General features: G+C 63.4%; 23 protein-coding genes and 1 pseudogene. 17 read left to right on the forward strand and 7 right to left on the reverse strand.

Annotation, left to right across the window (positions count from 1 at the left end; genetic code table 11):
• Positions 1–139 precede the first annotated feature (139 nt).
• Together AC3WL8_RS16165 and AC3WL8_RS16170 are read left to right on the forward strand one after the other, a co-directional pair.
• The gene (locus AC3WL8_RS16165; protein ID WP_211980311.1) at positions 140–3,073 is read left to right on the forward strand and encodes a ribonucleoside-diphosphate reductase subunit alpha; all 2,934 of its coding nucleotides are present in this window, start codon (positions 140–142) and stop codon (positions 3,071–3,073) included.
• Between the two features lie 138 nt (positions 3,074–3,211).
• Entirely contained in the window at positions 3,212–4,396 is a 1,185-nt protein-coding gene (locus AC3WL8_RS16170; RefSeq protein WP_013958036.1) for a ribonucleotide-diphosphate reductase subunit beta, read from the forward strand.
• A gap of 282 nt (positions 4,397–4,678) precedes the next feature.
• Here AC3WL8_RS16170 and AC3WL8_RS16175 read toward each other — a convergent pair.
• Positions 4,679–5,240: pseudogene (locus AC3WL8_RS16175) on the reverse strand (MFS transporter); the annotation flags it as partial.
• Between the two features lie 93 nt (positions 5,241–5,333).
• A complete protein-coding gene (gene dsdA, locus AC3WL8_RS16180; protein WP_211982337.1) occupies positions 5,334–6,674 on the reverse strand; it encodes a D-serine ammonia-lyase in 1,341 nt (446 codons plus the stop codon).
• A 98-nt stretch (positions 6,675–6,772) separates the two neighbouring features.
• On the opposite strand from dsdA, the gene AC3WL8_RS16185 reads away from it, so the two are divergent.
• The 3 genes from AC3WL8_RS16185 to AC3WL8_RS16195 all read left to right on the forward strand — a co-directional run bounded on the left by AC3WL8_RS16185 (position 6,773) and on the right by AC3WL8_RS16195 (position 9,867).
• Positions 6,773–7,747 (forward strand): LysR family transcriptional regulator, encoded by a 975-nt coding sequence (locus AC3WL8_RS16185; protein ID WP_211982334.1) that lies wholly within the window; start codon positions 6,773–6,775, stop codon positions 7,745–7,747.
• Positions 7,748–8,065: 318 nt separating this feature from the next.
• Entirely contained in the window at positions 8,066–8,962 is an 897-nt protein-coding gene (gene dapA / locus AC3WL8_RS16190; RefSeq protein WP_013958029.1) for a 4-hydroxy-tetrahydrodipicolinate synthase, read from the forward strand.
• Between the two features lie 455 nt (positions 8,963–9,417).
• Positions 9,418–9,867 (forward strand): hypothetical protein, encoded by a 450-nt coding sequence (locus AC3WL8_RS16195; RefSeq protein WP_492378438.1) that lies wholly within the window; start codon positions 9,418–9,420, stop codon positions 9,865–9,867.
• 199 nt (positions 9,868–10,066) lie between these two features.
• Here the strand turns inward: AC3WL8_RS16195 and AC3WL8_RS16200 are convergent, their stop codons facing one another.
• The gene (locus AC3WL8_RS16200; RefSeq protein ID WP_041228469.1) at positions 10,067–11,110 is read right to left on the reverse strand and encodes an SGNH/GDSL hydrolase family protein; all 1,044 of its coding nucleotides are present in this window, start codon (positions 11,108–11,110) and stop codon (positions 10,067–10,069) included.
• A gap of 597 nt (positions 11,111–11,707) precedes the next feature.
• Here AC3WL8_RS16200 and AC3WL8_RS16205 point away from each other — a divergent pair.
• The 9 genes from AC3WL8_RS16205 to AC3WL8_RS16245 all read left to right on the forward strand — a co-directional run bounded on the left by AC3WL8_RS16205 (position 11,708) and on the right by AC3WL8_RS16245 (position 19,260).
• A complete protein-coding gene (locus AC3WL8_RS16205; protein WP_063712334.1) occupies positions 11,708–12,553 on the forward strand; it encodes a GDSL-type esterase/lipase family protein in 846 nt (281 codons plus the stop codon).
• A gap of 200 nt (positions 12,554–12,753) precedes the next feature.
• The gene (locus tag AC3WL8_RS16210; protein WP_211980310.1) at positions 12,754–13,692 is read left to right on the forward strand and encodes a LysR family transcriptional regulator; all 939 of its coding nucleotides are present in this window, start codon (positions 12,754–12,756) and stop codon (positions 13,690–13,692) included.
• Between the two features lie 62 nt (positions 13,693–13,754).
• On the forward strand, positions 13,755–14,720 hold the full coding sequence (locus AC3WL8_RS16215; protein ID WP_211980309.1) for a Bug family tripartite tricarboxylate transporter substrate binding protein: 966 nt from the start codon (positions 13,755–13,757) through the stop codon (positions 14,718–14,720).
• Between the two features lie 76 nt (positions 14,721–14,796).
• A complete protein-coding gene (locus tag AC3WL8_RS16220; protein ID WP_013958024.1) occupies positions 14,797–16,032 on the forward strand; it encodes a CaiB/BaiF CoA transferase family protein in 1,236 nt (411 codons plus the stop codon).
• Positions 16,029–16,844 carry an enoyl-CoA hydratase/isomerase family protein gene (locus AC3WL8_RS16225; RefSeq protein WP_153954187.1) on the forward strand — a complete coding sequence of 272 codons (816 nt, stop codon included), beginning with the start codon at positions 16,029–16,031 and terminating at the stop codon, positions 16,842–16,844. The genes AC3WL8_RS16220 and AC3WL8_RS16225 overlap by 4 nt, the downstream gene beginning before the upstream one ends.
• 310 nt (positions 16,845–17,154) lie before the next feature.
• Positions 17,155–17,415 carry a hypothetical protein gene (locus AC3WL8_RS16230; RefSeq protein WP_492378439.1) on the forward strand — a complete coding sequence of 87 codons (261 nt, stop codon included), beginning with the start codon at positions 17,155–17,157 and terminating at the stop codon, positions 17,413–17,415.
• Positions 17,412–17,627 carry a cupin domain-containing protein gene (locus AC3WL8_RS16235; protein ID WP_492378440.1) on the forward strand — a complete coding sequence of 72 codons (216 nt, stop codon included), beginning with the start codon at positions 17,412–17,414 and terminating at the stop codon, positions 17,625–17,627. The genes AC3WL8_RS16230 and AC3WL8_RS16235 overlap by 4 nt, the downstream gene beginning before the upstream one ends.
• 288 nt (positions 17,628–17,915) lie before the next feature.
• Positions 17,916–18,776 carry a c-type cytochrome gene (locus AC3WL8_RS16240; RefSeq protein WP_211980307.1) on the forward strand — a complete coding sequence of 287 codons (861 nt, stop codon included), beginning with the start codon at positions 17,916–17,918 and terminating at the stop codon, positions 18,774–18,776.
• A gap of 301 nt (positions 18,777–19,077) precedes the next feature.
• Positions 19,078–19,260: a nuclear transport factor 2-like protein gene (locus AC3WL8_RS16245; RefSeq protein WP_148271590.1), complete on the forward strand. Its 183-nt coding sequence runs from the start codon at positions 19,078–19,080 to the stop codon at positions 19,258–19,260.
• A gap of 49 nt (positions 19,261–19,309) precedes the next feature.
• Here the strand turns inward: AC3WL8_RS16245 and AC3WL8_RS16250 are convergent, their stop codons facing one another.
• Positions 19,310–19,858: an ureidoglycolate lyase gene (locus AC3WL8_RS16250; RefSeq protein ID WP_013958019.1), complete on the reverse strand. Its 549-nt coding sequence runs from the start codon at positions 19,856–19,858 to the stop codon at positions 19,310–19,312.
• A 349-nt stretch (positions 19,859–20,207) separates the two neighbouring features.
• On the opposite strand from AC3WL8_RS16250, the gene AC3WL8_RS16255 reads away from it, so the two are divergent.
• Together AC3WL8_RS16255 and AC3WL8_RS16260 are read left to right on the forward strand one after the other, a co-directional pair.
• Positions 20,208–21,545 carry an MFS transporter gene (locus tag AC3WL8_RS16255; protein ID WP_492378458.1) on the forward strand — a complete coding sequence of 446 codons (1,338 nt, stop codon included), beginning with the start codon at positions 20,208–20,210 and terminating at the stop codon, positions 21,543–21,545.
• Between the two features lie 93 nt (positions 21,546–21,638).
• A complete protein-coding gene (locus tag AC3WL8_RS16260) occupies positions 21,639–22,346 on the forward strand; it encodes a FadR/GntR family transcriptional regulator (RefSeq protein ID WP_013958017.1) in 708 nt (235 codons plus the stop codon).
• Between the two features lie 12 nt (positions 22,347–22,358).
• Here AC3WL8_RS16260 and AC3WL8_RS16265 read toward each other — a convergent pair whose 3' ends face one another.
• Both AC3WL8_RS16265 and AC3WL8_RS16270 read right to left on the reverse strand, forming a co-directional pair.
• Positions 22,359–23,861: a methyl-accepting chemotaxis protein gene (locus tag AC3WL8_RS16265; RefSeq protein ID WP_492378441.1), complete on the reverse strand. Its 1,503-nt coding sequence runs from the start codon at positions 23,859–23,861 to the stop codon at positions 22,359–22,361.
• 241 nt (positions 23,862–24,102) lie between these two features.
• Entirely contained in the window at positions 24,103–25,095 is a 993-nt protein-coding gene (locus AC3WL8_RS16270) for a Bug family tripartite tricarboxylate transporter substrate binding protein (protein WP_211980303.1), read from the reverse strand.
• 284 nt (positions 25,096–25,379) lie between these two features.
• On the opposite strand from AC3WL8_RS16270, the gene AC3WL8_RS16275 reads away from it, so the two are divergent.
• Entirely contained in the window at positions 25,380–25,823 is a 444-nt protein-coding gene (locus AC3WL8_RS16275; RefSeq protein WP_013958014.1) for a thioesterase family protein, read from the forward strand.
• Positions 25,824–25,877: 54 nt separating this feature from the next.
• On the opposite strand, the gene AC3WL8_RS16280 is transcribed toward AC3WL8_RS16275, so the two are convergent.
• A complete protein-coding gene (locus AC3WL8_RS16280; RefSeq protein WP_492378442.1) occupies positions 25,878–26,777 on the reverse strand; it encodes a recombination-associated protein RdgC in 900 nt (299 codons plus the stop codon).
• Positions 26,778–26,794: the final 17 nt, after the last annotated feature.

Below are 26,794 nucleotides of genomic sequence, written 5' to 3' on the forward strand. Positions count from 1 at the left end.
ATCACAAGAGTCCCTGGCGAAATGTTCACGTAAAGGCAGTCTGTCCGCCCTGACTTCACGCCGGGAGGGACGTTCTTTTCGCCGCATTTCGCCAGGGACTCTTTTGTCTCTTATTTCCAGGGTAAAAACAGGAGTTCTCATGCAAACGGCCCAGAACGAAATCACCACGGGTGGCGCCGCCGCCGGTATTGCACCGACCGCGCAGCAGACCCCCGCCAACGCCGCCAATACGAACTACCCGGATCACAAGATCATTCGACGCAACGGCGCCGTGGTGGCTTTCGAGCCGTCCAAGATCGCCGTTGCCATGACCAAGGCCTTCCTCGCCGTGAACGGCGGGCAGGGCGCTGCGTCCGCGCGTGTGCGCGAGATCGTCGAGCAACTGACTGACAACGTCGTGCGCGCACTGGTGCGCAGCCGCCCCAACGGCGGCGCCATCCATATCGAAGACGTGCAGGACCACGTGGAACTGGCGCTGATGCGCTCGGGCGAGCATGAAGTGGCCCGCGCCTATGTGCTGTACCGCGAGAAGCGCAAGGACGAGCGCGCCCAGGCCAACGCCCAGGCCGTGGCCCGCGTGCAGGAAGGCGGCATCTCGGTCAACGTGACCGATGGCGGCGTCACGCACGTGCTGGACATCGCCGCGCTGCACGCCCTGATCGACAATGCCTGCAGCGGCCTTGGCAATGCAGTGAGCGCCGAGCCGATCCTGAAGGAAACCCTGAAGAACCTGTACGACGGCGTACCGATGACGCAGGTGTACGACTCCGCCATCCTGGCCGCGCGTACCCTGATCGAAAAGGACCCGGACTACAGCCAGGTCACCGCCCGTATCCTGCTGCACACCATCCGCAAGGAAATCCTGGGCACCGAAGTGACCCAGGCCGAGATGTCCAGCCGCTACGCCGAGTACTTCCCCAAGTTCATCGCCCGCGGCATTCAAGCCGAACTGCTGGACGAGCAACTGGCCACCTACGACCTGGCCCGCCTGGGCGCGGCGCTGGACGCCGGCCGCGACTTCCAGTTCAACTACCTGGGCCTGCAGACCCTGTACGACCGCTACTTCCTGCATATCGATGAAACCCGCATCGAAATGCCGCAAGCCTTCTTCATGCGCGTGGCCATGGGCCTGGCGCTGAACGAGAAGGACCGTGAAGCGCGCGCCATCGAGTTCTACCAGCTGCTGTCGTCGTTCGACTTCATGTCGTCCACGCCGACCCTGTTCAACTCCGGCACCCGCCGCTCGCAGCTGTCGTCGTGCTACCTGACCACCGTCTCGGACGACCTGGAAGGCATCTATGAAGCGCTGAAGGAAAACGCGCTGCTGTCCAAGTTCGCCGGCGGCCTGGGCAATGACTGGACCAACGTGCGCGCACTGGGCTCGCACATCAAGGGCACCAACGGCAAGTCGCAAGGCGTGGTGCCGTTCCTGAAGGTGGTCAACGACACCGCCGTGGCGGTGAACCAGGGCGGCAAGCGCAAGGGCGCCGTCTGCGCCTACCTGGAAACGTGGCACCTGGACATCGAAGAATTCCTGGAACTGCGCAAGAACACCGGCGACGACCGCCGCCGCACCCACGACATGAACACGGCCAACTGGATTCCGGACCTGTTCATGAAGCGCGTGATGGAAGCCGGCGAATGGACCCTTTTCTCGCCCGCCACCTGCCCGGACCTGCACGACAAGGTCGGCAAGGAATTCGAAAAGGCCTACCTGGGCTATGAAGCCAAGGCCGCCAGCGGCGAACTGAAGCTGTTCAAGAAGCTGCCGGCGCTGCAACTGTGGCGCAAGATGCTGGGTATGCTGTTCGAGACCGGCCACCCGTGGATCACCTTCAAGGATCCGTGCAACATCCGCAGCCCGCAGCAGCACGTGGGCGTGGTGCACAGCTCCAACCTGTGCACGGAAATCACGCTCAATACCAATGAGAGCGAGATCGCCGTGTGCAACCTGGGCTCGGTCAACCTGGTCGCCCACATGACCAAGCAGGCCGACGGCACCTACGCGCTGGATCACGCCAAGCTGCAGAAGACCGTGCGCACCGCCATGCGCATGCTCGACAACGTGATCGACATCAACTACTACGCCGTGGACAAGGCGCGCAATTCCAACCTGCGCCACCGTCCGGTCGGCATGGGCATCATGGGCTTCCAGGACTGCCTGCACGTGCTGCGCACGCCGTACTCCAGCGACGCCGCCGTCAAGTTTGCCGATACCTCGATGGAAGCGGTGTGCTACTACGCCTACAAGGCTTCGACCGAGCTGGCCGAAGAGCGCGGCCGCTACAGCACCTATGAAGGCTCGCTGTGGGACCGTGGCATCCTGCCGCAAGACTCGCTCAAGCTGCTGGCCGAAGAGCGCGGCGGCTACCTGGACGTGGACCTGTCCAGCACGATGGACTGGGACGCGCTGCGCGCCCGCATCAAGCAGCACGGCATGCGCAACTCGAACTGCATCGCGATCGCCCCGACCGCGACCATTTCGAACATCATCGGCGTGTCGGCCTGCATCGAGCCGACCTTCCAGAACCTGTACGTCAAGTCCAACCTGTCGGGCGAGTTCACCGTGGTCAACGACTATCTGGTGCGCGACCTGAAGGAGCGCGGCCTGTGGGACGAGGTGATGGTTGCCGACCTGAAGTACTTCGACGGCTCGCTGTCGCGCATCGACCGCATCCCGCAAGACCTGCGCGACATCTACGCCACCGCGTTCGAAGTGGAGCCGACCTGGCTGGTGGAAGCCGCCAGCCGCCGCCAGAAGTGGATCGACCAGGCCCAGTCCCTGAACATCTACATGGCCGGCGCCTCGGGCAAGAAGCTGGACGACACCTACAAGCTGGCCTGGCTGCGCGGCCTGAAGACCACCTACTACCTGCGCACCATGGCTGCGACGCACGTGGAGAAGTCCACCGTGTCGCGCGGCTCGCTGAACGCAGTGTCGTCGGGCAGCGACAGCGGCTCCGCCCTGGACGCAGCCGCAGCATCGGCCCCGGCCATGCCGGAAGCCGAAGGCGCGGTCTGCACGATGCGCCCGGGCGACCCTGGCTTTGAAGAGTGCGAAGCCTGCCAATAACGTAAGAGAGTAAAAGCCACCCCCGCCCCTCTCCCGCTTGCGGGAGAGGGGCGGGGGTGAGGGCCGGCGCCACCACGAAGTGAAGCGTCAAATCCGACCAAACCGCCGCCCCCAAATCGAATCACGGAGAACCACATCATGCTGAGCTGGGACGACGACGTTCAAGCCACCCCGCAGGCCGCACCGCAGCCTGCCCTGCAACCCGCTGTTGCCGCCACGGCCGACCAGCAAGGCGTACTGCCGCCGGCCGCCACGCAGCCCGGTATCCTGGGCGACAATCCCAACGCCGCCGCCGCGCAAAGCAACCGCCGCGTCAATGCCGCCGACAAGCGCGTGATCAACGGCTCGACCGACGTCAACCAGCTGGTGCCGTTCAAGTACAAGTGGGCGTGGGAAAAATACCTGGCCGGCTGCGCCAACCACTGGATGCCGCAGGAAATCAACATGTCCCGCGACATCGCCCTGTGGAAAGACCCCAACGGCCTGACCGAAGACGAGCGCCGCATCATCAAGCGCAACCTCGGCTTCTTCGTCACCGCCGACTCGCTGGCCGCCAACAACATCGTCCTGGGCACCTACCGCCAGATCACCGCGCCGGAATGCCGCCAGTACCTGCTGCGCCAGGCCTTTGAAGAGGCCATCCACACCCACGCCTACCAGTACATCGTGGAGTCCCTCGGCCTGAACGAAGCCGAGATCTTCAACGCGTACCACGAAGTGCAGTCGATCCGCGACAAGGACGAGTTCCTGATCCCGTTCATCGACACCCTGACCGACCCGTCGTTCAAGACCGGCACGCCGGAAAACGACCAGAAGCTGCTGAAGAGCCTGATCGTGTTCGCCTGCATCATGGAAGGGCTGTTCTTCTATGTGGGCTTTACGCAGATCCTGGCGATGGGCCGGCAGAACAAGATGACTGGTGCTGCCGAGCAGTATCAGTACATCCTGCGCGATGAGTCGCTGCACTGCAATTTTGGTATCGACCTGATCAACCAGATCAAGCTGGAGAACCCGCATCTGTGGACGGCGGAGTTCAAGGCTGAGATTACTGAGCTGTTCAAGAAGGCGGTGGATCTGGAGTATCGCTATGCGGAGGATACGATGCCGCGTGGGGTGTTGGGGTTGAATGCGCCGATGTTTAAGGGGTATCTGCGGTTCATTTGCAATCGTCGTTGCCAGCAGATTGGGTTGGATCAGTTGTTCGCGAATGAGGAGAATCCGTTCCCGTGGATGAGTGAGATGATCGATCTGAAGAAGGAACGCAACTTCTTCGAGACTCGCGTTATTGAGTATCAGACGGGTGGGGCGTTGAGCTGGGATTGAGGCAGTAGATAGATGCTAAGTGACAAAGAATGGGAGCAACTCGCTCCCATTTTTTGTTTGCGCATTGGCGCCTTCACGAGAGGAGCAAGCACAAGGGAAGGGCATGCGCGTCGTGCAATTTGAAATTTCGAAGCCAACAGACGATTCGGCCTTGGAAGATATGTGCGCCCGCATCTATGGCGAGGTGCTCAACGACCCACTTCCAAAGATAAACGGTCGAAGAGGACACTCAGGGCGGGATTGACGTGTTTGTGAATTCGTCGTCAGGCCGTATTTCACGCCGATCGCCAGCGGGAGCGTCGGCAGGGCTTCGAGCACAAACACCCATTGCCAGCCGGCGTGACCGCCGACCAGGTGAAAGCGCTCCAGGATCCAGTCCGACAAAGGGCTGCCGAGCAAGCCGGCGATTGGAATGCCCGCCTGAAATATGGCAGTGACTTTAGCGCGGCGGCGATTCGGAAACCAGTACGTCAGATAGAGGATTACGCCGGGGTAGAAGCCGGCTTCGGCGACGCCGAGCAGGGAAGCGTACCGTGTAGAACTGCAATGGTGTCGTGACAAATGCCATGACTCCTGAGAGCAGGCCCCAGGAGATCATGATGCGGGCAATCCAGCGTCGCGCGCCGACACGATGCATGATTAGGTTGCTCGGTACCTCGAACAGCATGTAGCCGATAAAGAACAGCCCTGCGCCGAGCCCATAGGCCGCCTCGCTGAATTGCAGGTCGGCCAGCATGTTGAGCTTGGCGATGCCGATATTCACGCGATCGCGATACGCGACGACGTAGCACAGCATCAGGAACGGGATGAAGCGCAGGGCGACCTTGCGATAGGTGGCGTCTTCAAATGCGTAAGTGTCAGGCCGCCCCTGAACATCGGGCGATGCTGCTCCATGAAAGTGTCTCCTTGTATTGTGGGGGGCGCGACGACGAGAGGGTCAGGCTGCCTGTTGCATCGCGCCAGAAGCATGGCCGGCCAGTGTTGCGGCGTAATCCTGGAACCGGCGAAGCTCCTCGGGCGGGACGAGCGAGCCGCCGGTGGCCCAGATCACATGCGTGGCGTCGTGCATGTGCAATCCGTGATCGCGCACATACGCCTGGCCCTCGGGCGAGCGACGCAGCCAGCCCGGGCCTCCGATGCCGGCGGCCGCTGACGGCTCGACTTCCACGCCCATCGACGTCTTGAGCGCGAGCAACTGAACGTAGAGTTGATCGTCGGGGACGGTGAACACGCCGGCGAGTTGGGAAGCCATCAACGGGCTGACCAGATGGGATGCCTGGCCGACGGCGAGGCCATCGGCGTCGGTCCGGTTATCCAGGCCGATGTCGTAGACGGATACGGGAGCTTGCGCACCTGAGGCCAACTGCACCAGTACGCATGGCGAGGCCACGGGCTCGGCGAAGAAACAGTGCACATGCTCGCCGAACAGTGCCTTGAGCCCGTAAGTGATACCACCGGGTGCGCCGCCGACACCGCAGGGCAGATAGATGAAGAGCGGATGCGCGGCATCCACGACGCGGCCGGCTTCGGCCAGCTGGCGCGCCAGGTGGCGTGCCGCGGCAGCGTATCCGAAGAAGAGCAGGGCGGAGCGCTCGTCATCAACAAAATGGCAGCGCGGCGCTGCCAGCGCCTGGTCCCGGCCAGCTGCCACTGCTTCAGCGTAGTCGCCTTCATGTTCCACGACGCGTACGCCGCGTTTGCGCAGGCGGTCCTTCTTCCACGCCTTGGCGTCCGCGGACATATGTACAACCGCATCGAACCCGAGAGCAGCCGCCATCACGCCGATGCTCAAGCCGAGGTTGCCCGTGCTGCCGACCGTTACCGAGTATTGCGAGAACAGCGCGCGCGCTGCCGCCGTCGCCAGCAGGCGGCGATCACCCGCAGGCTTCAGGACACCGTGCTCGATCGCGATAGATTCGGCAATCGCCAGCACTTCATGAAAGCCGCCGCGAGCCTTGATGGAACCTGCAATCGGCAGTTCGTCGTCCCGCTTGATGAACCATGCCCCCTCGGCGCCATCGTTGCCGACGATCGCGTGTTGGAGTGCGGTGGCCGGCATCAATTGCGATTCCACTTGCCCATGGCTTGACCCCAGTTCGGGAAACAGCGTCGCCATGAGTGGTGCACAGCGCGCAAGGCGCGCCTCGGCCGATGCGATCAGTTCCGTCGATGGGGCGGAAGCCGGCAGGGGTTGCCCCAGCCTCGGATTCAGCCAAAGCAGCGGCTGTCTCGATTGAAGTATTTCTAATAGATCACGAGTGAGCGGCAGGGTGGCCATCACGTCCTTCTCCAAGGAATTCCTTATGAACCGTGATCGTAGACGCTGTAATCGTGCAAAAATAGCGATCGTTTCTAACGCATGCATTAGTCAGGCTAATACGAATGCAGCTCGATTCCTCTGTTCTCGGCGCGTTGCGGTGTTTCGAAGCCGCGGGGCGCTTGCTGAGCTTTACCAAGGCCGCCGAATCGCTGAGCCTCACCCAAAGCGCGGTGAGCCAGCAGATTCGCCATCTGGAAGACCGTCTCGGCTACATGCTCTTCGTGCGCCAGCCGCGCAACTTGAAACTGACGCCAAAGGGTGAGGCTATGTTCGAGACGACCACGCGCGCACTGCACGAGATTCAGCAGACGATCCAGCGACTCGGCCTGCCAAATGCGCCTTTGCAGGTCAATTGCCTGCCGTCGTATGCGCTGCAATGGCTGATGCCGCGCCTGACTGAGTTCCACCGCGAGCAGCCGGACGTATCCGTGCGCCTGAAAGCCGAGTTCCAGGCCCTGGACAGGCAATCGATGGAGGCGGAAGACATTGACGTGGCAGTGCGTTACGACCCCGTCCGCTACAGCCAGTTGCAAGCTGACGTTTTGCTGGACGAGTTCCTGATTCCGGTGGCCACACCCGAGTACCTCACCCAGCATCCTGGGCTATCTGACGGGGCTTCGCTCGACGGCGTCGTGTTGCTGCATGACGCATCGCCATGGGTCGGCGCAGCCGAGTTTGTGGAATGGCGGACATGGCTTGAGGCCTTTCACCCGACATGGATTGGGCATCTGGAGGGGCCGCAGTTCAATCTGTCGAGCCTTGCCATCAGCGCGGCGTTGAACCACCAGGGGGTGGCGATGGGGCGTACGGCCCTGGTCTATGACGAGATCAGGAGCGGACGGCTGGTGAATGTCTTCGGCAAGCACGTACGCGCGCCGGCGCGCTACATGCTGCTTTCTCGTAATCCTGAGGATAGGCGCGTGATCATTTTCTCGACGTGGCTCAAGGCAGAGTGTGCGCGCTTCGATACCGCGCGAATGGAGTTGCTTTCGCTGGATGGAGTACCGCGAAGAGCCAGGTTGGGGCGTTGATTCGATAGCCCCTTGGAAGAGAGCCCTCCCAGGCCAGGCTTGACGAGCTTGCCGAGAAGCGGATAGATTGACGCAACCATGAGCCGCCGCCCCGCCTCCCTCTCTCTTGATCTCACTGCGAACCAGCCGCAGTGGGGCGCGCGCGCCAAATCCAAAAAACAGTCGCTCATCTGACCGGAGCGTGCTGTTCCGTCAGTTGAGCGACGGAACAGCATCAGTGTAGAAGACGGTCTGCCAATCCCTCCCTTGCCGTCTTGAGCGCATCTTGCTCCGTCGCTTGCCTGCGCGGTTTCCGAATCGGTCGATCCGGAGCATGCAATGCAAGAAGTGGATTATCTCTATCGTGGTATCTGGCTACCCCTGGTCACCCCTTTTCGCAACCATGAGGTGGATCACGTCGCGCTGCGGCGGCTAGTGGCCCATTACCGCGGTAGCGGCTTGGCGGGGTTGGTGGTGTGCGGGAGCACCGGCGAAGCCGCCGCGCTCGATGAGGCGGAACAGTTGGCCGTCCTGGATACCGTGCTGGCCGAGGCCGGGGAACTGCCGGTCATGATGGGCTTGGCTGGCAACAATCTTCGGGATGTGTTGAGCCGTCTGGACAGGATTGGCGAGCGTCCGCTGGCGGGGGTCTTAGCGCCTGCACCGTACTACATAAGACCGTCGCAGGAAGGATTGAAGGGATACTTTCGCGACCTGGCCGATAGATCTACGGCACCGCTGGTGCTGTATGACATCCCCTACCGAACCGGTGTGACGCTGAGCGCCGAAACGCTGCTCTCGTTGGCGAACCACGGCAATATTCGAGGTATCAAGGACTGCGGCGGTAACGCTGAAACTACACAGGCGTTGATCGCCGATGGCCGCCTAGCTGTCCTTTCGGGAGAGGACCACCAACTGCTTGCCACGCTGTGCATGGGCGGTCAGGGCGCAATCGTTGCGTCAGCGCACATTCGGCCTGATCTCTTCTCGGCGTTGTGGCGCGCTGTGGCTGAGCAGCGTCTGAGCGTCGCGCGCCACCTTTTCCATGCCTTAATTCCCCTGATTCGACTCATGTTTGCAGAACCTAACCCAGGTCCGGTCAAGACATTACTGGCCAGGCATGGCTGGCTGTCTGATGAACTGCGTTTGCCAATGACGTCGGCTTCAACCGCGCTCGCCGAGCAATTGGCAATTGCATGTGACGCGTTGGATTCAGTACGTGCGAATGCGTTGTAATTGCGCAGGCTAGAGGTAGGCGTACGGTCACTGCCGTATGCCTGCCATGTTCAAGGCAGAAGTTCGGCAGAGGCGTGTCTCGGTGAGAGCTGCGCGTATGAAAGGCACCACAGCACCAGATGCGGGGGAAAGTTGCCCGCAAATACACTATGCGCACCGGTTCAGCCAGCCAGGCGGTACCGCTCGGGTGCATGCAGGAAATCCAACCTTTTCTCCACAGGAAAACAGAGGTATTCCAACAACTCACGGGCATGAAGCGTGGATATCACCGTCCCGCATCGCGAGAGCCGCGTAACTCCGCTCAAGCGCGGAAATTTCGACCTCATTTTAGGACGTGGCCTACAGCCGGCACTACGCACGTAGCTTATAGATCTTCAGTTCAATGACGAACGAGGAGAACTATGGTTGACGTTCGCTGCGCGCTACGAAATGGAGACGCGACCAGTACCGGAGGCATGCGTGAGCTCCTGGCTGCGTTCCTATACCCCTTTCAGCTGTCGGAAAAAGACACAACAGTCGATGTCATACATATGCAGTATGCCTGCGGAGAGTGCCACGTACAGTATCGAGTGCTAAAGGCTGGCGACGCGAACGGCCAGACACATGCCAGAACGTTCGGCAACGAGAGCGATACCCCGATGCGGTTTATCGGATGGGATGTTGTCGTGCTGCACAAGGGGTCTGACAAACCGCTGCTCAAATATCGGAATGTCAGCGCCTTGTCTGCCGAGGCTTGCGCAAGTCCCGTGCTTCGCCTGAGGGGGCAATTCAAACGTAAGCTGCTCTACACGTTTCTTTATTCCGGAGGCCGGTACGATGGCATATATTTTGATGCGCACACCGCTTCCATCGTGCCGCAAGACCGCCATGGCTGTAAGGCGAATGGCGGGGCATCGATACGATAGCCGTTCATCTGTAGCGCTCCGATGATCCGCCGGGCCGGTTCTCCAGTCGCGCCCGACATGCTCGCGAGGTTATGCGGCGAATCCGCAATTGTTTGTGCCGCGATAAGTGGGGGGGGGGCTGGGTCGAGGCCGCGATGCGTGCCGTTGTCGGTGCGCAACTAAAGTATGTGGAACGATCGATTTGCCCCCATCCGCTCTCCTATTTGCTCGCCGCCTGCACTGCCTGCTCCACCAGCGTCGCAAACAGCGCATGAAGATGCGTGGTCGGATGGACCTCATCAGCAAACATATAGGTCTGATCAGCGTCCGGCACCGTGTAGGTCTTCGGTGAGCAGAACAGCGAACTCACTTCGATCTCCTTGGACAGAAGCTGCAGGTTGCAGCCGGTCCCGGTATTGCTGACCTGGAATCCCTTCTCCTTGAAATGGGCAAGGACATCGTTGATGAAGCCGAACTGATCAATGTTGATGACCTGGTTCTGGATGCCTGCAGTCTGGAGCGCGTTCGTCAACGCAGAATTGAAGGTGAGCGTCATCCCGGTGAGAAGGGACCCGAGGCTGTTGTCGCTGACCCCCAACGGCGACACGCCGATATTGCCAACGTTTGAGACAACGACATGCTTGGCACCGGATTGGAGGATCTTTCCGACGATTGCCGCCAATTGCTGCGCGGCAAGCGTCACGGCCTGATTCGCATCACCAAGTGTCTCACTTCCTCCTACAACCGCGTCGGCGTGGATCAGGATATCACTGCCGCCTCCCTGGACAAGAACAAGCTGGCCGTCATTGAAGTTGCCGTGCGCTGAAAGGTGGTTTTGCAGCTGCGTTGCAATCGGCACCGTCAACGCGCCGAGTCCATTCGCCTTGAAGTTGATGCCATTGGGATCCGTTACACGGGCGCCTCCCTGGGCGTAACCCAATCCGTCTGCGTGATTCCGCACTGGCGCACCATAGCCACCGGTTTGCGCCGCGGTCAGTGTCCCGCCGAAGAAGTTTGCAACATCCTGGGTCCACACCTGCCCAGGGTTGGTGGTGAAACGCCCGCCGCCGACCAGTTGCGCAACTGGCGCATAGGTTCCTACATCAGAAATGCTGTCGCCAAACGACACCACCTGGAATTGGAGAGGCGGATTGACAGCTGGTTTCCCGTCGTCACCTCCGCCGCAGGCGGCGAACAGTGCCACAGTGACACATAGAAGCCCTGAGCGGACGAGATCGAAAAGGGATTGATGGCGTGCTTTCATGGGAACCGTCCAATGGTAAGTGCCCCAGTCGTTCGCGCCCATCAAGGCGCCAATGGAGTGAAACGCGCTTGTATGACGTAACAGACAAAGAAACCGCCCCTTTACTGTCAGTCAGCAAAGTATTTACGCGCGCTTGCTCGACTTCCCAGGCCTGGAACCGCAGCCTCGACAGTTGCCTTGTCACTAGCGGGGCAATCGAACTCTGTTTAGTACAAAGCTATTGGGTTTCACGGGAAAGGCAAGTGGAATAGAAGCAGGCAGCAGCCAGGGCGTTGCGAGCCGCAGGCGTTTGCCCAACGACTGCTAAACGCTGTGTACAGGTGGAGCCCCGGCTGCCACCAGGGACGCTCGATGCGCCGTGTAAATAATGCTCGCTGCACGTGCGAGATGTTTCATGACTGAAGCATTGTTAATTCCGTGCAGACCAGACTTCAAGCGCGATGACTTGGTATTGCCATGGCAGCGCCTACGATTTCCTTCAACGACGGCTGATGACCGGCCAGGCGGGTTTGGAAAGTTGTCGAGAGTAGAGCGAGATGTGCGATGCCGGGATCAGCTGAACGCCCCAACCGACTCAAGCCAGTGCAGTCCTTTGAGATGATGCGCGAAGGCGCGCCGATGCTCGGCGACTTCAGCCTGCAATGCCTGGCCCAGGGGGACTCCTGGTTCTCCATTAATACGTTGAGGCCGTTTAGCGGCTCAAATCTGCTGATGAACATGTGGCTGTCGCGCAGCGCCATCGCCGTGGATTGCGCGGATCCTGGCGATACCCTGGCGCATATGCTCGACAGCCGCCAGGATCCCCTGTTCTACAGTTTCCTCGTCGGTCCGCACGACCAGGCCTGGAGCGTCATCCTGTTGTCCGGTGGCGGCAATGACCTGATCGACGCCATCCAGACCACGCCGAACGATGCCAACGGCCATCGCAGGCCGCCCAACGACAGACTGCTGTTGACCGAAGATGAATGGGATGGCCCTGACGCGATCAGTACATTTATCTCCCGACCGGGCTGGATTGCATTCACACGGTATATGCTGGACCAGTACCGAGCCCTGGATTTCTTGCGCCGGATCAGCGCGCAGAACCAGAACACGCCGATCATCACGCACACCTACGACTACGCCACGCCGCGCAACAGCGGTGCGGGGCTGGGCCGTGGGCCATGGTTGTTTCCGGCGCTGCAGGTTTATGGCATTCCCGAGGGAAATTGGATTGACCTGGCCAATGAATTCACCGACCGACTTGCCGATGAAGTCATTCGCCAGGCCGGTATCCCGAATTTTCATGTGGCCGAGACGCGCGACACGCTGGACCCGGCCGGGACCGACGACGATGGCGCCACGGCAGACTGGGAGAACGAGATTCACCCGACTGCGGACGGCTACGGAAAGCTCGGGGTAAAGTTCGTCGACAAGATCGCGGAGGTTCTCCATATTCCCTGAGCGAAAGCTCGCAGTTCCACCGTCGACGCGTGGTCTGGTCTGCCAGTCACGCCGGACACCCTCGCGAGGGTTGCGCGGGAAATCCGCAGTTGCTGACGCCGCTTGATAAGTGGAGAATCAGATGGCGCCCGTAACGGTTTCCTCTTCCCTCAATCCGTAGCTCGCCCCCTGCGACGACGCCTGCATAAGCGCCGACCATCGTGACGTCCTCACCCCCCTTGCGCACCACCCGCCTGCATTTTGACCTCACCACCGTCCAGCTTTTCATCGCCGTGGCCGACGCCGGCAGCATTACCCGCGGCGCGGAGCGTCTCCATCTGGCCCCCGCTGCCGCGTCAAGACGCGTGCTCGAACTGGAAGCCCAACTAGGCGTCTCCCTCTTCGAACGCCTCCCCCACGGCATGGCCCTGACCGAAGCCGGTCGCGCACTGCTGGCCCACGCCCGCGGCATCACCCATACCGTCCAGCGCATGCAGGACGACGCCGCCTCCTTCGTCGGCGGCGACCTGGGCGTGGTCCGGGTAGCGGCGCCAAAGTCCGCAGTCATCCAGTTCCTCCCCTTCGACATCCAACGCTGCGCCGTCGCCTGCCCCGGCGTGCGCATCGACCTGCAGGAAATGAACAGCGCGGAAGTCCAGCAGTCGCTGCGCCGCGGCACCGTGGACATCGGCATTTACGACGGCAGCTTGGGCGTGATCGACCTGCCGACCGCGCCCTATCGGAATGACGAACTGGTCCTGGTGGTGGCGCGCGGCCATGCGTTGGCGCGGCGCCGCAAGGTCACGCCGGACGACGTGCTGGACTGCGACCTGATCGTGCTCAGCGAGAGCTCGGCGATCTCGATCGTGCTGGAGCGGCTGGCGGAGGAGGCCGGCCGCGTGCTGCGCATGCGCATGCGCGTGGGCGGCTTCGACAGCATGGCCGCGCTGGTGGCGCAGAACCTGGGCGGCGGGGTGATGCCGGAGGCGATTGCGCGTGAGGTGGCGGGCGGCAGCCGCTTTGTGCGGCTGCCCATTGCCGCGCCCTGGGCGCAGCGGCAGTTTGTGCTGTGCCATCGGCCCCATGGGACACTTTCCTCGGCGGCGGTCAGCGTGCTGGCGGTGCTTGCGCAAAACGCGAAACCAGAATCCCCCAAATAGCGATAGCCCGCGGCGGATGCATTGCGGATGATGGCTCCATAACTACAGGACGGAGACACGCAATGCAGCGCAGACAATTCATTCTGGCGGCAGCGGCTGGGCTGGTGATGCCCAGCCTGGTGCGAGCCGCCGATATCGCCGGCCCGGTGCGCATTGTGGTGGGCTTCGCCCCCGGGGGCGGCACCGACGTGCTGGCACGCGTGATCGGGCAGAAGCTGGGGGTCATGTGGAACACCAGCGTGCTGGTGGAGAACAAGCCCGGCGCCACCGGCGCCATCGCCGCCGCCTATGTGGCCAAGCAGCCGCCTGACGGCACTACCTTGCTGATGGCGCATGTGAACAGCCACGCGATCGCCCCGGCGCTGCTGGACGTCAAGTACGACCCGCGCACCGACTTCACGCCGATTTCGATGGTGGGCGTCACGCCCAATATGTTGACCTGCCGTCCGGAACAGAAGGTGCGCAGCGTTTCGGACATCGTGGCGCTGTGCCGGCAGAAGCCGGGGAAGATCTCCTTTGGTTCGTCCGGCATCGGTTCGGCGCAGCACCTGGCGCTGGAGATGTTCCGGTTGCAAGCCAGGCTCGACGTGGTGCACGTGCCTTACAAGGGCTCGGGCCCGCTGGTGGCGGACCTGATCGGCGGGCAGATCGACTATGCGTTCGACACCATGACCGCCGCCACGCCATTTATCCAGCAGGGCAAGGTGATTGCGATCGCGCAGACGCGCCTGAAGCGCGCGGCCAGCCATCCCAATGTGCCGACGCTGGCTGAGTCCGGCTTTCCCGGGCTGGACGCGGCGTCGTGGTACGGCCTGGTGGGCCCGAAGAATATGCCGCCGGCGCTGGTGCAGCGCATGAACGCGGACGTCAACCGCGTGCTGGCCATGCCCGACGTTGCCGAGCGGCTCAAGAGCTTTGGCGCCGAGGACTCCGGCGGCACCAACCAGCAGTTCGGTGCATTCATCGCCTCTGAGTCCACCAAGTGGGCCAAGGTCGTGAAGGACGCCGGCGTAAAGGCCGAGAGCTGAGCGCTGCAAGACGATGGCCGAGAACCGACGCACGCGCGCACGTTGCCCCATCCATTTATCCAGGAAGAAGCACCCCATGACAGATTTCCGCGACTCCGGCGCACAGGCGCCTGCCTCCACCTTGCCGCTGGCCGGCGTGCGCGTGCTCGACGTCAGCCAGGTCATGGCCGGGCCCTACGCCTGCATGCTGCTGGCCGACCTCGGCGCCGATGTGATCAAGATCGAACCGCCCGATGGAGGCGACCAGACGCGCGGCGCGATGGGCTTCAAGATGAAGGGCTCGGACAGCATGGGGTTCCTCAACATGAACCGCAACAAGCGCAGCGTCACGCTGGATCTGAAGACCGAATCCGGCCGGCAGGTGCTCTATCGCCTGGCGGAAACGGCTGACATCCTGGTGGAGAACTACCGCCCCGGTGTGATGAAGCGGCTGGGGATCGACTACGAGACCCTCGCCAGGATCAATCCGAAGCTGGTCTACTGCAGCATCTCGGGCTTTGGCCAGAGCGGGCCGTGGGCCGGGCGGCCGGGCTTTGACCTGATGGCGCAGGCGATGTCGGGCGTGATGAGCGTCACCGGCTACCCGGGTGGCGCGCCGGTGAAGGCGGGCGTGCCGGTGGCAGATATCGGCTGCGCACTGTTCGCGACCTACGGCATGCTGTCTGCCTACATCGGCGCCAGGGAGACGGGCAAGGGGCAGTATGTCGATGCGTCGCTGTTCGATTCCGCGCTGGCGTTCTCGGTGTGGGACACCTGCGAATACTGGGGCACGGGCCGCGAGCCCGAGCCGCTGGGCACGGCCAACCGCATGAGCGCGCCCTACCAGGCGATGAAGTCCGCCGACGGCTACTTCGTCATGGGGGCCACCAACCAGAAGCTGTGGCAGCTGCTGTGCAACACGCTTGAGCGGGCCGATCTGCTGGCGGACGAGCGCTTTGCCACCGTGGCGCTGCGCCTGGCCAACCGGCAGCAACTGATCGCGACGCTGGAGGCGAGCTTCGTCAAGGAGAGCAGCGACTACTGGATCGAACGCCTGCTCGGCGTAGGCATCCCGGCTGGGCCGATCCTGACCTACCCGCAGGCCTTCGACAGCGAGCACGGCCGGCACCGCCAGATGCGCATCGAGATCGATCATCCGATCGAGGGCAAGGTGCCCAATATCGGCTTCGCCGTGAAGATGGGCGGCACGCCCCAGCAGGTACGGCGCCCCCCGCCGCTGCTTGGCCAGCACACGGAAGAAATCCTGGCCGAACTGGGTATTCCGAAGGACGAACAGCAGTCGCTGGCTGTAGCCGGCGCATTCGGATCATGAAGGCCGCGCTGCCGCCGGAAGGCGGTTCCGGCAACGACGGACAGGTCACGCTCACGATGCAGGGGCAGGTCGCGACGCTGACGTTCGACCGTCCTGCCGCGCGCAATGCGATGACGTGGGCCATGTACGAGCAACTCGGCACGCATTGCCGCAGGCTTGCGGCGCAAGGCAATGCGGGTGCGCGCGTGGTGGTGCTGCGCGGCGCGGGCGGTGAGGCTTTTGTTGCTGGCACCGACATCGCGCAGTTCCAGCAGTTCTCCAGCGGCGACGACGGGGTTGCCTACGAAGCGCGTATCGACGAAGGCATCCGCCTGGTCGAGCAACTGCCGATGCCAACTGTGGCGGTTATCGAAGGCTGGGCGGTGGGCGGCGGCCTGGCTATCGCTACTGCGTGCGACTTCCGTGTCGCTACTCCCAAGGGCCGCTTTGGCGTGCCGATTGCGCGCACGCTGGGCAATACGCTGTCGGCGTTGAATCTTGCCAAGCTGCGAGCGGCCTGGGGGCTGCAGCCGGTGCGCCGCATGCTGCTGCTGGCGCAGATCCTCGACGCGGACGCCGCGCTGGCCTGCGGTTTCCTGGAGGGCGTATATGCCGCGGAGGCGCTAGAGGCCGAGGTCGCTTCGCTATGCGACCGGCTTGGCGCGCTGGCGCCTGTCACGCAGACGGTCGTTAAGGAGGCGTTGCGGCGCCAGACCGTGCAGTCGGTGGCCGACACGGACGATCTGGTGCGGTTGTGCTATGGCAGTAGCGACTTTCGTGAAGGAGTGGATGCGTTTGTGGGCCGGCGGTCGCCGGTGTGGAAGGGGAGTTGAAAGTCGGGGCCTGGTACGCTAGCCGCCGGTGTTTCACAGCTGAAACGATCTGGCCGATTTACCGCGCAACCGACACACCGGGCAAGCGTCACGCACCCGCCCGTCACCCTCCCACCACGGGTGGCCCGCGATATGCATCAGATTATTGCTTCGGGCGATGAAGACGCTCGAGCATGCATGCCTGAACCTGTGCCGTGCAGTGGATGTCTCCAGCGCGGCTGGTGGCGGAATCGGGTGCCAGATGGCATCAATGCGGTCTGTGCCGTCACCGCTCCGGCTGTCTGGTTGCCGTCTCAGGAAGGAGCGCGCCATGAAAAACAAGCTTCCCCCGATTGCCACACTGGCCTTCGGCGTCTGCCTGACGATGTCTGCGGCATTGGCTGCCCCTGCGGGCAGCATGATCAAGGTCACCGCCGACGAGATCAAATGGGCGGACCTGCCACTGATACCGGGTGCCAAACTCGCCGTTCTCGAGGGGCAGATGGACAAGAAAGAGCCGTTCACGGCCCGGATCAAGTACCCGCGGATGCTAAGGTGGCAGCGCACTGGCACCCAGGCGTGGAGCGGGTGACCGTGCTTTCAGGGACGTTCAACTATGGCATGGGCGACAAGCTCGACCCGGAAAAGACCTCGCCGCTCGGCCCCGGCAGCCTGATTGTCATGCCACCCAAGATGCACCATTTTGGCTGGACGAAGGACGAAACCATTATCCAGATCAATGCGACGGGGCCCTGGGCTTTCAACTTCGTCAACCCGGCTGATGATCCCAGGAAGAAGAAGTGATGCCTGGTGCCGGGCGATCCGGGCGAGGCAACATTCGGCACACCGCCGGATGGGCCGGGGCAGCTTTCGGGCTGGCAGATGCCGTGGGGCAGGGGGCTACGGACGTGCTCCAGCGCCTGCCTGTCCAGGAGACCGGTGACATCGCCGAACTCCTGCCGCAGCGCTGGATATCGGCCCCCTCCACCGCCGTACTCAACTGTTTGGAGGATTCCATTCAGACAGGATTTGCCGATACTTCGATGGATTCAGTCCGGGCGCATTGGCCAGGAATCCAGGCAAGGGGTAACCATGGCGATATTCCTGAGGTTGGCCGCAGGCTTGTTCCTGATGTCTCAAATTGGCGCAAGCAGCGGGCAGGACCAGGCGCGCATCGCGCGTGGCAAATACCTGATGGAGGGGGTGGTGGCTTGTGGCAATTGCCATGTTGCCCGAGCGGAAAATGGGGCGCCTGTCTTCTCCAGGGGCCTGTCGGGTGGCATGGTCTTCGATCACCCGCCGTTCAAGGCGTACGCGGCCAACATTACGCCAGACCCTGAGACAGGGATCGGCAAGTGGACCGATGCACAGCTCGGCAAGGCGATCCGCGAAGGTATCCGGCCGGACGGGACCATCATCGGTCCGCCGATGCCTATCGAGTTCTACCGGCGCATGTCTGACGCAGACCTGGCAGCGATCATCGCCTATCTGAGGGTACAGCCGCCCGTGAAGAATACCGTCAGGAAGTCCGAGTACAACATCCCGTTGCCGCCCAGCTACGGCCCGGCTGTGAAAGGCGTTAGCGCGCCCTCGCCCAAGGAGACGATCACGTATGGCCGGTACCTCGCCGATATCGGGCATTGCATGGAATGTCACACGCCGCGGGATGAAAAGGGAGAGCTGGTGCTCACGCGTCTGGGCGCCGGCGGCCAGGTGTTCAAAGGTCCTTGGGGCGAGAGTGTGGCACGCAATCTGACTCCCCATGAGAGCGGGCTCAAGAACTGGAGCAAGGAAGAGATCGCCCAGGCCATCCGAGGCACAGGCAAGAACGGCATGCACTACAAGCCGCCCATGGCGTTCGACTGGTACAAGAACATCAGTGGTGCCGACATGAACGCGCTGGTCGCTTACCTTGGCTCGCTCAAGCCGCAGCCATTCGGCGGCAAGGAGTAACCGGCCCGGCCGCGTCGACAAATCTCTGCGCGCTGCCTTGCGGGATCTTCGTCTCCCAATACCGCTGCGCTAGGCAAGTATTGCGCTCCGGCCCGTTGGCTGTCTCATTCTGCCAGCGCGCAGGAGATCCGCATGATGGCAAGCCCTCGACCAGCGTAGCAAGATGCTGGCTACGACTTCGTTTCCGCCGATTCCAGAGTCCTCTCAACGCCCGCTCGGGCCAGTCCAAAGACAATGCTCCGATCCACTCGGATTGTGCTTATTTTCTGGTGTCACTTGACAACCAGTCATTGCCCATCTAGTGGACGTCAAGCTTGAGTACAGCGGTGATTTGGCCATCATGCGCTTCCGCGTGCGGGTGCCGGCCAGCGGCGGGAAGAAGAAAGTGGACGCAGCCGGGCTGGAGGTCTACCGGGTGGTGAATGGCAAGATCCGCTCGAAAGAGGCCTACTGGAAGCAGGTCTCCTGGCCGGACGCCAAGTAAGCGCGACGGGCTGGTGCAACCGCGGCCTGTCGCGGTTGCCTCCACACACTCATGCGGCGTGTAGCGCCGGCGGGAGTTCCAGCAGCAACGGCTGCGCCAGCGTGCGCTCCTCGCAGTTGTTGCCATCCCCACCGCGATCGATCACGGCAAAGCGCGCCGGCACGCCCACGGCCAGCAGCATGTGGTGCCAGACGCCGCGGCGGTAGTTGACGCCCTGCCGCCCGTTGGTGATGAAGGCGCGCAGCGAAGCGGGATCCAGCACGTCGCCAGCTGGCGCCACCACGATCACAAAGGGCTGCTCCGATAGCGGGATAAAGGCCTGGCTGCCGAGCGGATGGCGTTCCAGCATTGCGATCTCCAGCGGATACGCGTAGGGCTTGGCCTCGAACAGGTTGATCAGGGCCCGGCCACCTTCCAGTTCGACGGCAGCCAGGTCGTGGTGTCGCATGACCATGCCGCCGTTGATCGGAAAGGCGCCGGGGTCGCCGGCTGGGCGCGCCTCGATCACGTCACCGAAGGGCGCAAAGGCGGCCGCGCTCAGCGGCAGCGGATGCAGGCGCACCATGGCTGATGCCATGAGCGGGGGCGTGGTTCCCATCAAAGTCTCCTAGCTGAAGGTCGGGCCGGCAAGCGGCTGTCTGCCCTGTGGCACGCATCATGTGGGCCAGCCTCAACTGGTCGGACCAGTTGTGCCGGATTTTGCAGCAAGTCTCGATTTTGCACAAGCGGCGGAGTTTGGTGCGATCCCCACGCAAGCGGGCACTCTCGCCAAAATCGGCCTGCAGATACGGGCTTTCCCCAGTCCAATCGCTCCTTGACACCGGCAAGGTGCCTCCCTACCATTCGGCATCTACTGGTCAGACCGGTATGACGATTTGGCGTCGTGCCGGATGCGATCCAGGCTTTGCCACGCCGATGACTCGAACAAAACCAAGGAGACTTCCATGATTCCGACTGAAACCGCCCATGCCGGGCCGGATGCCATTTCCGTGCCGCAGGCGCAGGCGCAGGCACAGGCCAGGGAGGACGCGGTGTACCGCAAGGTGGCCTGGCGGCTGTTGCCGTTCCTGATGCTGTGCTACGTGGTGGCCTACCTGGATCGGGTCAACGTGGGCTTTGCCAAGCTGAGCATGCTGGCCGACCTGCAGTTCAGCGAGGCGGTCTACGGGCTGGGCGCGGGGCTGTTCTTTATCGGCTATTTCTTCTTCGAGGTGCCCAGCAACCTGCTGATGCACCGCATCGGCGCCAAGGCCACCATCTCGCGCATCATGATCCTGTGGAGCCTGATCTCCGCGGCGATGATGTTCGTGCAGACCAGCACGCAGTTCTATGTGCTGCGCTTCCTGCTGGGCGCGGCGGAGGCGGGCTTCTATCCCGGCATGATCCTGTACCTGACCTACTGGTTCCCGTCGCACCGGCGCGCGCGCATGGTGGCGCTGTTCATGGCGGCGATTCCGATCTCGGGCATCTTCGGCGGGCCGCTGTCGGGCTGGGTGATGGAGGCCATGCACGGCGTCAACGGCCTGCGCGGCTGGCAGTGGATGTTCGTGATCGAGGCCGTGCCGTCGCTGCTGGTGGGCGTGGCCGTGCTCTGGTACCTGGACAACAACATCCAGTCGGCGCGCTGGCTGACGGCCGATGAAAAGGCGCTGCTGGAGCGCAATATCGCCGCCGAAAACGCACAGAAGTCCGCCCATATGTCGCTGCGCACGCTGGTGACGGACTCGCGCGTGCTGAAGATGACGATGATCTGCTTCTGCACGGTGATGGGCCAGTACGGGCTGACTTTCTGGCTGCCCACGCTGATCAAGCAGACCGGCGTGAAGAGCGTGCTGGACGTGGGTTTGCTGACCGCGATCCCGTTTGGCGTGGCGGTGTGTTCGATGATCCTGGTCAGCCGTAGCTCTGACCGCATGCGCGAGCGCCGCTGGCACCTGATCGTGCCGTTCTGCTGCGCGGCCACGGGCCTGGTGCTGAGCGCGGTCTTCAGCCATAACACTGCGCTGTCGCTGGCAGCGCTGGCGTTGGCCGCCGGCGGCAGCCTGGCTACCTCGCCGCTGTTCTGGAGCCTGCCGACGTCCATCCTGTCGGGCGTGGGCGCGGCGGCGGGCATTGCGCTGATCAACTCGTTCGCCAACCTGGCCGGCTTTATCAGCCCGTACATGATCGGCCTGATCAAGGATGCCACCCGGAGCACGGATGCCGCGATGTTCGTGCTGGCAGCGGTGCTGCTGTGCGGCGCGCTGCTGACCTATTCGGTGCCGGCCAGGCTGGTCAACAAGTAAGGGGCAGGACAGGCCGGTTTGTCGGCTAGAATTTCCGGCAACCGGCTTCGCGCCCCTTGTGCGTCACCTCTTACTGGTCACCCCCCCTCACGTATGACAGGATCTTCCACCTCCGTCGCCAACCAGGCTGTCAGCCTTATCCAGCAATGGGTGCGCGACGGCACGTTCCCCGCGGGCACGCTGCTGCCGGCGCAGCGGGAGCTGGCGGAGAAGGTCGGCATCAGCCGCGCGTCACTGCGTGAGGCGATCTCTACCTTGCAGGGAATGGGCGTGGTGGTGTCGCGCCCGGGCAAGGGCGTCTACGTGACGGCCGCCGGCGACAGCGCCGCAGCCACGCCGCCCTGGCGTTTTGCGGCCACGCATTCGCTGATCGATATCTACCAGTTGCGCTTCGCGCTGGAAGGGCTGACCGCACGGCTGGCCGCGCTGGCCATCTCCGAGAACGAGATCGAACAGCTGCGCCAGAACGCGGCCACGATGCAGCGGGCGATCGAGGCGGATGCTTATGACGAAGCCTCGCAGCTCGACTATGAATTTCACACGTTGATCGTCACGGTGTCCGGAAACCAGGTCATCCGCGAGATCCTGCGCGAAAGCGCCGAGGTGATGCGCGAGAGCCAGCGCCTGCCGTACTACCGGCGCGGCGCGCGCAATGCCACCTTCACCGAGCACAGCGCCATCATAGAGGCGCTGGCCGCCCGCCAGCCGGAGCAGGCGCAGCGCGCGATGGAGCGCCACATCATGCTGGCGGCGCGCCGTGCAGGCGTGCATTTCCCCACGGGGGACGAGAAAGAGGATTGAGCTGAGCGGGTGTCAGCCCAGCCGGAACACCCCGACCGCCCGGTTCAGCCCCTCCGTCTGCTGCCGCTGCACCCGCGCAGCTTCGGCGGCACTGGCCACCAACTCTGCATTCTCCTCGAATGCCGCCTGGATCTCCGCCACGCGCCGGGCCATGCCTTCGATGCCGCTGCGCTGGTTGTCGCCCAGCGTCGCCAGTTCCTCTACCAACGTGGCAAGCTTGCCGATGCTGGCCACCACCTCGTTCATGGTCTCGCCGGTATGGCCGACCAACTCGGTGCCGGCGTGGGCGCGTTCGACCGAGGTATTGATCAGCCCGCGAATCTCCTTGGCCGCGGCGCCACAGCGATGCGCCAGTTGCCGGACCTCGCCAGCCACCACCGCAAAGCCCTTGCCGTGGTCGCCCGCGCGCGCGGCCTCCACGGCGGCGTTCAGCGCCAGGATATTGGTCTGGAAGGCGATGCTGTCGATCACGCCGATGATCTCGGTGATGCGCCCGCAGGCCTCGTTGATCTCGCCCATGGTGTGGATCACCGACAGGATCTCGCCGCTGCCGCGCGCGACCACGGTGCTGGAGGCCCCGGCCAGTTCGCAGGCGCCGCGGGCCTGGTCGGCGCTGGCGCGGGCGGCCTGGGTCAGCGCCTGCATGTCCTGCATGGTGTGCGCCACGGTGCGAGCCTGTTCGTCGGTCCGGCGGGCGACGGTGGCGCTGGTGTCCAGGATGTTGCCAGCCGCGTTGGCCACGGTATCGGCGGTGTTGCGTACCTGCAGCAGTGTCTGGCGCACAGTGTCCAGCGTCTTGCGGAAGGCGCGCGCGAAGTCGCTGTCCGGGTGGGTGCCATCGGCGGTCAGCGTCAGGTAGCCGGGTTCGCGTTCGATGCCCGCGGCCAGGGCGCTCAGTTCATCGGTGGAGTGGGCATCGCGCTCCAGCCGCCACGCGATCACGCACAGCACGCCGGTCTGCACGATGACGAAGGCGGCGTGGAACAGCACCATATTGAAGCTCGGGTCGGTGAAGCAGATGGTGTTCCAGCCCCACTGCTGGAAGAAGTTGAAGCTCAGGTGATGCAACGCGATCACCGCCGCCGCCAGCAGGATCACGCGGAAGTCGCGGTAGGCCAGCAGCAGCGACAGCGAGACGAACACCAGGAAGTGGAATTCCACCTGCCCGTGCGCCTGGTGGATCAGCAGTGCGACGAAGATCATCAGCAGCACGGCCATCGCCAGCCGCGTAGCCAGGCGGGCGGGCAGGGTGACCGCCATCAGCGTGCCGAGCAGCGCCATTGGCAAGCCCAGCGCCAGCGTCAGCCCGGTCGACCCATAGTGATTGCCGACGATCAGCGACAGGAGGCTCAGCACCCACAGCATGGCCGTCATCAACTGGTCTGCGCGGCGGTGCACGCCTTGCAGCAGCGGGGTGTGCGGCGCGGCTTGCGCAGAAACGGAACTGCCCGCGGCACGGCGGGCAGGGATGGTCGCGGACAGCCGTCCGGTCAGGGCGTGGTCAGCGCTGATCATGGTTCCCTCGCAGCGTAAGTCGAGAAGACGCTGCACCCCGTTCGCCTGATGGCTAATTGTTCTAATGTCTTACTTTATGGTGTTGCGCGGCTGATTATATCGACGCCTATCGGCTGCGACAGGCCATGGCGCAGCCGCGCAACACCGCGGGAAAATTGCTGCAATTGAGTGATGTTCAGAGCCGGCGCCAGGCGCTACGATGTGCCGGCGCGGCCCGCGGCGCTGCTTCAGTCGCCATGCCTCAGTCCAGCCGGATATTGTTTTCCTTGATCACGTTGCCCCAGTACGCCTGATCCGCTCTGGTCGCCGCCGCGAACGCCGCCGGCTGCGTCGTCTTGACGATCAGCCCCAGCTCGGCCAGGCGCTGGCGGATCTCCGGCGCGGCCATCACCGTTTCCACATCGGCCGAGATCTTGTCGACGATGGCCTGCGGCGTGCCGGCGGTGGTGAACAGGCCAAACCAGGCCGGGCCATCCAGCCCCTTGTAGCCGAGTTCCTGGAAGGTTGGCACATCCGGCAGCATCGGCGCGCGGGTATTGCCGGTAACGGCCAGCGGCTGGAGCTTGCCGGTGCGCGCATGCTGACGCACGGTCATCGGCGACAGCGTGCCCAGCGAGATCTGGCCGCCGATCAGGTCGGTGGCGATGGGGGCTTCGCCCTTGTACGGGACATGGACCAGCTGGGCGCCCGCGCCCTTGAGGAAGACCTGCATGTAGAGATGGGCGCCGGTGCCAATGCCATAGGTGCCATAGGAATACTTGTCGGGCTGGGACTTGGCCAGGCTGATCATCTGCGGCAGCGTGCGCGGCATGGCGCTGCTGGCGGTTAGCACCAGGCTGGTGGTGCATAGCTGGCTGATGGCGGTCAGGTCGCGCAGCGGGTCGAACGGCGGCTTGGCCACCATATAGGGCGTCTGCACCAGGCTGGGCAGGGCCAGCAGCAGGGTGTAGCCGTCCGCCGGCGCCTTGGCGACCACGTCGGCGCCGATCATGCCGCCCACGCCGGGGCGGTTCTCCACGATCACCGGGCGCTGCCACAGCTTGCTGAGCGGGTCGCCCAGCGCGCGCGCCAGCACGTCGGTGGCACCGCCGGGCGGGTAGGGCACGACCAGACGCACCGGGCGCGACGGGTAAGCCTGCTGGGCCCGCGCCCGGTTGACTCCAAGGGTCGAGGCGGTGGCGGCCAGGGAACCTGCTCCCAGCCAGTGCAGGACTTTGCGGCGGTCGGCTTGCATCGTGTTTCCTCCAGTCGTTGACATCGTGTCGGTGCGCGGTACGGGTGCGCCAGGGCGCCAGTGACCACGGCAACCCGCAGCCTACGAGGCAGCGCCATGCCGGGGCATCGGCGGGATGGACGAAAAGAGTGGGGAGTACTTACCCGGGGGCATGTGCGGGAGGGTTTATGCGGCAGTGCCGCAATCCGAACCGGCGTTTCCCTTATGATGGGCGCCGCCGCCGTCTCTGCCGCTTGCCTGCCTGATCCCGTGCGGCGCCCGATCCATTTCTTGCTTGTTCCATCATGGCCCGCCTCAAACTCGACCTGCCTGCCGACCAGTTCTGCTACGCCACGCACCTGACCGTGCGCGTGACCGACATCAACTCGGCCAACCACCTTGCCAACGATTCGATGATCTCGATGATCTCCGAGGCGCGGGCGCGGTTCCTGTATGAATTCGGCAGCGAGGATGTTCGGCAGGAAGGGGTGGGCATCATCGTGACCGACCTGGCCACGATGTACCGCAACGAGGCACATGCGCGCGACCAGCTGCAGTTCGAGGTGGGGGTGATGGACTTCAACAAGTACGGCGGCGACATCATCTTCCGCATCACGCGGCCGGCCGATGGCGCGCTGATCGCGATGGCCAAGTCGGGCTTTGTCTTCTTCGACTACGTGGGGAAGAACGTGGTGGCGATGCCGGAGGGGTTTGCCGGGCGGTTCCCGAAGGTGAACTGGGTCGAGTAACCGCCAGCGTGGCGCTGTCTTTCGACAGCGCCACGTTCCTGCAAGAAATTCGGCTTACGCCTTGCGCTCGCCGCCCAGCGCCTCGGTGAGGTCGCTGAGCATGCCGGAGAGTTCGCCGGCCATCATGGTGAAATCGGCGTCGAAGCGCTCGTCTTCATCGTGCGCCGTGCCATCGGCCTGTTCCTTGATCACGTCGAGCGGGGCCACCTTCTTGACCACCAGCCCGTCGGTCAGCACGAACGACACCCGGTCGTTCCACGTCATCGCCAGGCGCGTGCAGCGCTTGCCGGCGGCGATATGGCGGCGCAGGTCTTCCGGGTCCAGCGGGTGGCGCACATAGCGCACGGTGGCCTTGCTTTCCGCGCCGGATTGCAACTCGATTTCCTGGTCGACGGTGAAGCCGCCCGGTGCCGCATCCCCGGCCAGCCATTCGGTCATGGCCGCCACCGGCGACTGGTTGACGTGCAGGTTGATCAGCGGCAGCGGATCCAGCGCCTTGAACAGCATGCCGCGCACTTCATCGGCCTTGGCCGTGGCGGCGGCGTCGATGGCAAGCCAGCCGTTGTCCGGGTCGATCCACACACGCGTGTCGCGGCGGATGCTGAAGGCGCGCGGCAGCAGTTCTTCGGTGACCTGCTCCTTCAGTTCCTTCATTTGCTTGCGGCCCGGCTTGTAGCCTTGCTGCTCTTCGACTTCCGCGGCGCGGGCGCGCGTGACCTGGTTGACCACGGTGGTGGGCAGCAGCTTCTTTTCGGTGCGCAGCGTCAGCAGCATCTGGCGGCCGACGGTATGGACCAGCCGGCCGTTGTCACGCGGCGAGGCCCAGCCCTGGGTCTGCATTTCGAGGCTGGTGCCGGGGAAGAAGGCGTGCTTCGCCAGGCTGGCTTCAACCTCGTCGGCGCTCAGCGACCACGGGGCGGAGAAACGATGGACCTGCAGATTCTTGAACCACATGGGAATTCGGCCAAAGG

The organism is Cupriavidus sp. FW305-F7 (assembly GCF_058782875.1).